General features: G+C 69.9%; 2 protein-coding genes and 3 pseudogenes. 1 reads left to right on the forward strand and 4 read right to left on the reverse strand.

Going from position 1 to position 5,409, the window contains the following annotated elements:
* The 4 genes and pseudogenes from ABZV34_RS36875 to ABZV34_RS36890 form a co-directional block, all read right to left on the reverse strand.
* Positions 1-218 (reverse strand): annotated as a pseudogene (locus tag ABZV34_RS36875) (IS5/IS1182 family transposase); the annotation flags it as partial.
* Between the two features lie 174 nt (positions 219-392).
* Positions 393-1,790, reverse strand: coding sequence for an FAD-dependent oxidoreductase (locus ABZV34_RS36880; protein ID WP_356286885.1), 1,398 nt, complete (start codon positions 1,788-1,790; stop codon positions 393-395).
* Positions 1,791-1,899: 109 nt separating this feature from the next.
* Positions 1,900-4,036 (reverse strand): annotated as a pseudogene (gene glgX / locus ABZV34_RS36885) (glycogen debranching protein GlgX).
* A 4-nt stretch (positions 4,037-4,040) separates the two neighbouring features.
* Positions 4,041-4,556: a pep a2 gene (locus ABZV34_RS36890; RefSeq protein WP_356286882.1), complete on the reverse strand. Its 516-nt coding sequence runs from the start codon at positions 4,554-4,556 to the stop codon at positions 4,041-4,043.
* Between the two features lie 316 nt (positions 4,557-4,872).
* On the opposite strand from ABZV34_RS36890, the pseudogene ABZV34_RS36895 reads away from it, so the two are divergent.
* Positions 4,873-5,064, forward strand: a pseudogene (locus ABZV34_RS36895) (DUF5133 domain-containing protein); the annotation flags it as partial.
* Between the last annotated feature and the right edge of the window lie 345 nt (positions 5,065-5,409).

The raw sequence follows: 5,409 nt of genomic DNA on the forward strand, positions 1-5,409 counted from the left end.
CCCTGGCCCGGAGTGATCAGCAGGGCCAGGGGGCGGCGTCCACCCTCACCAGCGAGGTGGATCTAGCAGGTCAGGCCGCCCCGGGAGCGTCCGAGTCCCTCGTCAGGGCGATGCTGCCGGGGCGTGCGTCCATTTCTCGGCACTCGTGGTGGATTCCCACGAGCCCCGGCGGCGTCCTGATGGGCCCGACAGGAGGTCGAATCGACGCTCACCATCGACCGACCCGAAGCCACGACGGTCACATGGTCCGCCGGACAGGCCGTACACACGCCCACGGGCGAACCGACGATCGGCAGGCGGCCGATCGGGTGACGAACGGGGGGAGACGCCGATCGGCGGACCAACCTGCCGTGTCCCGTCCAGTAAGGGGAGTGAGGCCCGCGGGCCGTGCGTCAGGCCCCCTGCACCGGCTGGATGTTCTGGTTGACGCGGAAGAGGTTGGCCGGGTCATAGGCGGCCTTGGTCCGGGCGAGGCGGGGGTGGTTCCCGCGGTAACCGGCCCGTACCCTCTCCTGTCCCTCGTCCATCATCATGTTCACGTAGGCCCCGCCGGCGGAGTACGGGTGCAGCGCGTCCGCATACTCGACGCTCCAGCTCTTCACGAGTTCCGCGTTGGCCGGGTCGGAGTCGACGCCCGCGAAGACCGAGGCCCAGCCCGTGTCGCGGTAGCCCCAGGCGGTGTCCGTCGGGGCGAGGTCGTGGACGGCGCCGTCGATCGGGTACAGGTGCATGGCCGATTTCCAGGTCGGCGGCTCGGCACCGAACCTGGCGTGCAGTTCGACGGCCTCGTCGGGGATCTCGTCGACGAAGTCCGCACGCCAGTACCACTGGTCACCGGCGGGGTAGACCGCGTCGAAGGCGGACTGCAGCACGGGGTGGGGCATCGGCTCCGGTGCGTGCAGCAGCGGTGCGGGCAACGCGGAGAGCAGGGGCGCCATCTCCGCCGCCGCGAGCTCCGTGTCGTCCCCGACGCGGCACCACATGACGCCGCAGACACCGCGCAGACGGAGCTCTTCGGGAAACGGCGGAGCGGGCGGCACGGATCCGAACAGGAAGAAGCCGTTCAGCTCGCGCGGCGCGTGCGGGATGAAGTCGCGGTAGGCGGCCAGGGCGTCGGCGCCGAGCTCGACGGGCCAGAAGGTGGGACCGGCGACGACCGTACTCACCTCGTGCAGCCCGAAGAGGAACGAGGTGACGACTCCGAAGTTGCCTCCGCCCCCACGGATCGCCCAGTACAGATCGGGGTTCTCGGTGGCGCTCGCCCGTACCTGATCACCACTCGCCAGGACGAGGTCGGCCTCCAGGAGATTGTCGACGGTCAGCCCGTGGGCGCGGGTGAGATGTCCGAGGCCACCGCCCAGTGCGAGGCCGCCGACCCCTGTCGTGGAGACGATGCCCGCGGGTGTGGCCAGGCCGTGCTCGTGGGTGGCGCGGTCGACCTCGCCCCACACACAGCCGCCGCCGACGCGCGCCGTACGGGCCTTCGGGTCGACCTCGACGCCCTTCAGCGGTGCGAGGTCGAGCACCACGCCGTCGTCGCAGACTCCCAGACCCGCGCCGTGATGCCCCCCGCCGCGCACGGCGAGGGGCAGTCCGTGGTCGCGGGCGAAGCCGACGACCGAGGAGACGTCGTCGGGTGCGGTGCAGCGCGCCACCAGGGCGGGCCGCCGGTCGATCATCGCGTTGTAGACGGCGCGCGCCCTTTCGTATCCGGGGTCGTCGGGTCCGGTCAGCTGACCCCCGAATCCGCTCAGTTCCTGTCGTGCTGCCTGTGCCGGGGTGATGGACATGCGCATCCCCAGGGTCCGGGGCCGGTTGCGGGAACCCCGGTGGCCGGGGTCCTCGTTCCAGTGTCCCTCCGATGGGTGCATGGCGCCCGTTCTGCCCGGCGCACCCGGCTCAGCTCCCGGTTGTGTCCCCTCCGGCGGCCCGGGGGGACCTGGACAGCAGCAGCAGGCTGCGTGCTTCGAGGCGGACGTCGGTACCGGCCTTGCGCTCCCGCTCGTCGGGGAGGACCGCGGAATCGGTGGTGTCGATCCGTGCCGTCCACCGTTCACCGTATTCGGCACCCGGAAGGCGGAACACGACCGGCTCCCAGTAACTGTTAAGGAGCAGCAGGAAGGAGTCGTCGACCACCGGGCCGCCGTACGGGTCGGGCTCGGCGATCGCGTCGCCGTTGAGGAACACGGCGAGGGCGTGCGCGTCGGCGCGTCGCCAGTCCGCGTCCGTCATCTCGCGCGCGTCCGGCCGCAGCCACACCAGGTCAGGTAGCGGCTGACGCTCGTGCGTGGCCGTGTCGCCGAGGAAGAAGCGGCGGCGACGCAGGACGGGGTGGGCGGCGCGCAGCGCCACGGCATTCCGGGTGAACTCGATGAGTTCACGTTGCTCGTCGTCCAACCGCCAGTCGATCCAGGACAGTTCGTCGTCCTGGCAGTAGGCGTTGTTGTTGCCCCGCTGCGTGCGGCCCAGTTCGTCGCCGTGCGCGAGCATCGGGATGCCCTGGGAGAGCATCAGGGTGGCGAGCAGGTTGCGCTGCTGGCGGGCGCGCAGCTCGAGGATTCCCTCGTCGTCGGTGGGGCCCTCGGCACCGCAGTTCCAGGAACGGTTGACGCTCTCGCCGTCCCGGTTGCCCTCGCCGTTGGCCTCGTTGTGCTTGTCGTCGTACGAGACGAGGTCGCGCAGGGTGAATCCGTCGTGCGCGGTGACGAAGTTGATTCCCGCGCGCGGCCGGCGCCGGTCGTGCTGGTAGAGGTCGGCGGAACCGGTCAGGCGGGAGGCGAACTCACCGAGCGTGTGTTCGCCGGAGCGCCAGAAGTCCCGTACCGCGTCCCGGTACTTGCCGTTCCACTCCGACCACAGGGGCGGGAAGTTGCCGACCTGGTAGCCGCCGTCGCCGAGATCCCAGGGCTCGGCGATCAGCTTCACGCGCCCGACGACCGGATCCTGCTGGATCAGGTCGAAGAACGCCGAGAGCCGGTCCACGTCGTGGAACTGCCGCGCGAGGGTGGCCGCCAGATCGAAGCGGAATCCGTCGACGTGCATCTCCGTCACCCAGTACCGCAGCGAGTCCATGATCAGCTGCAGTACGTTCGGGTGCCGCGTCAGCAGGCTGTTCCCGGTGCCGGTGGTGTCGTAGTAGTGCGCCGCGTCCCCCTCCACCAAACGGTAGTAGGAGGCGTTGTCGATGCCGCGGAAGGAGAGCGTGGGGCCGTTCTCGTTGCCCTCGGCGGTGTGGTTGTAGACGACGTCGAGGATCACCTCCAGGCCCGCCTCGTGCAGCGCCTTGACCATCGACTTGAACTCGGTGACCTGCTCTCCGCGGGTGCCGTGCGCCGCGTAGGCGTGGTGCGGGGCGAAGAAGCCGATCGTGTTGTAGCCCCAGTAATTGGACAGGCCCCTGTCCCGCAGGAAGCCGTCCTGGGTGAACTGGTGCACGGGCATCAGCTCGACCGCGGTCACGCCGAGCGAGGTCAGATGCCCGACGACCGCCGGATGGGCCAGGCCCGCGTAGGTACCGCGCAGTTCGGCGGGGACGTCCGGGTGGGTGCGGGTCAGACCGCGCACATGGGCCTCGTAGATCACCGTCTCGGCGTACGGCCGAAGGGGTGGACGGTCCTCGCCCCAGTCGAAGGCCGGATCGGTCACCACGCCGAGCATGGTGTGCCCGGCGCTGTCCGCGGGATCGGGCCCGTCGCCCGCCCGCTCGTAGAGCGAGGCGTCGTTGTCGATCTGTCCGTCGACCGCTTTCGCGTCCGGGTCGAGGAGCAGTTTGGCCGGATTGCAGCGGTGTCCTGCGGCCGGGTCCCACGGTCCGTGGACCCGGTAGCCGTAGCGCCGGCCCGGCCCGACGTCGGGCAGTCGGCAGTGCCACACGTATCCGTCGACCTCGGTCATCGTGACGGTGCGCGAGGCACCGTCGTCATCGACGAGTACGAGGTCGACCCGTTCGGCGGCTTCGGTGAACAGGGCGAAGTTGGTGCCTTCGCCGTCGTATGACGCCCCCCAGGGGGTACGGGCGTCCGGTCCAGGTGCGCACCTGATCACCGTACGGTGATCGCGGCCTCCATGTCGTCCCGTGCCGCCGCGAAGGCGGGCACGGGCAACGACAGCGCGCGGGGGGTCCGGCACGCCTCCCGCAGGCTCGGCACGGGGCCGGCCGGGACCAGCGGGGCACGTTCGGCGGAACGGGCCCGCCAGGAGAACCAGATGATCTTTCCGCCGGCGCCCGTGGCACAGCAGCCCCAGTTGTCACTCAGGGCGGCGATTCGTGCGAGACAGCCCTGGGGTGCGTTGTGCGGGCGGATGTCCTGGTCGTTGTCCGAGACGGCGGTGATGAGGTGCTTGCCGTTCCACCACATCTCGACGGTCGTGTTCTTGTCGGCCGAGTGCTGGGCGATGGTGTCCAGCAGTGATTCGGCGCAGTGGCAGACTGACTCGACGAGGAACTCGAGGTTCCAGTACCGGAGATGGGCGGCCAGAATGCGTCTGACCTGTCCCACTCGGTCCGGACTGACCTCGACGTCGAGGTGGTAGTAGCAGGGAACTGCAGATTTCATCTTCGTTGGCTCCTCACCGGCGAAGCTCCCGCTCCCTCTCGCCCTTTCCGGACGAGCCCCGAATACGAAGCGTGAGTGTTGGTCGCTCCTGAGTAAGTCCAAGAATGCGAGTGCTACTCCGTTCGTGCAACACGAGAGCAGTCCTGTACCACCCCTGAGGTAGTTGAACAGCCAACAAGACGCTTCGTGGTGACACAGGCACCATGAGTGAGGGCGCCGGCCTCGATGACAGGCCGGTGCCCCTCTGTACCCGCCCGCCCCGCACCAGCCGGACGGGCCCGTGCGCGGTCCTGGAGAGTGGAAAGGTGACGGCGCCATGCTGCTGCCCGCCAAAGCCGAGGTCGCCAGGCACCTGGAGGAATACCGGGCCTGGGAACGTCTGCTGCTCGTGGCCCCCATGGACCACGCGGTGCGCGGCGACTTCGAGAACTCGGGGTACACCCTGTGCGTACTGATGGGGAAGCGCTGCGCGCGGGAGGCCGTGGACGCCGCCGAGCGGTATCTGCGCGGCGGTGCGCGGGGTTCGGGCGCTTCGAAGGCGGAGCCCGCCCCCTCGGCGGCGTCGGCCTCGGCCACCACGTCCGTGACGGGAGCGCACCGTCCGCGGACTCCCGGGACGGTCACGGCCTTCCGGCCGGCTGAACGAGCCGTACGGCCGGGGGGTGTCCCTGAGACGGGGCAGTGATCGGGACGTAGGTTCCCGAACTTGGCTGTGAACGGCAGGCGCGAGCGAGAACGGCGGAGGCGAAGGACATGGACGCACACCCGGCCGACGGCCGTGACCCGGTCGACCCCACTCCGGTCGACCGGGTCCCGGTCGTCGACGTCCACCCGGTGGTCGAGTGCGGGCGTC

The organism is Streptomyces sp. NPDC005195, assembly GCF_040608315.1.
GTDB lineage: Bacteria > Actinomycetota > Actinomycetes > Streptomycetales > Streptomycetaceae > Streptomyces > Streptomyces kaempferi.

Coding starts and splice junctions, on each gene's coding strand:
- ABZV34_RS36890 (WP_356286882.1), bottom strand. CDS start 4,556: ATGAAATCTGCAGTTCCCTGCTACTACCACCTCGACGTCGAGGTCAGT.
- ABZV34_RS36880 (WP_356286885.1), bottom strand. CDS start 1,790: ATGTCCATCACCCCGGCACAGGCAGCACGACAGGAACTGAGCGGATTC.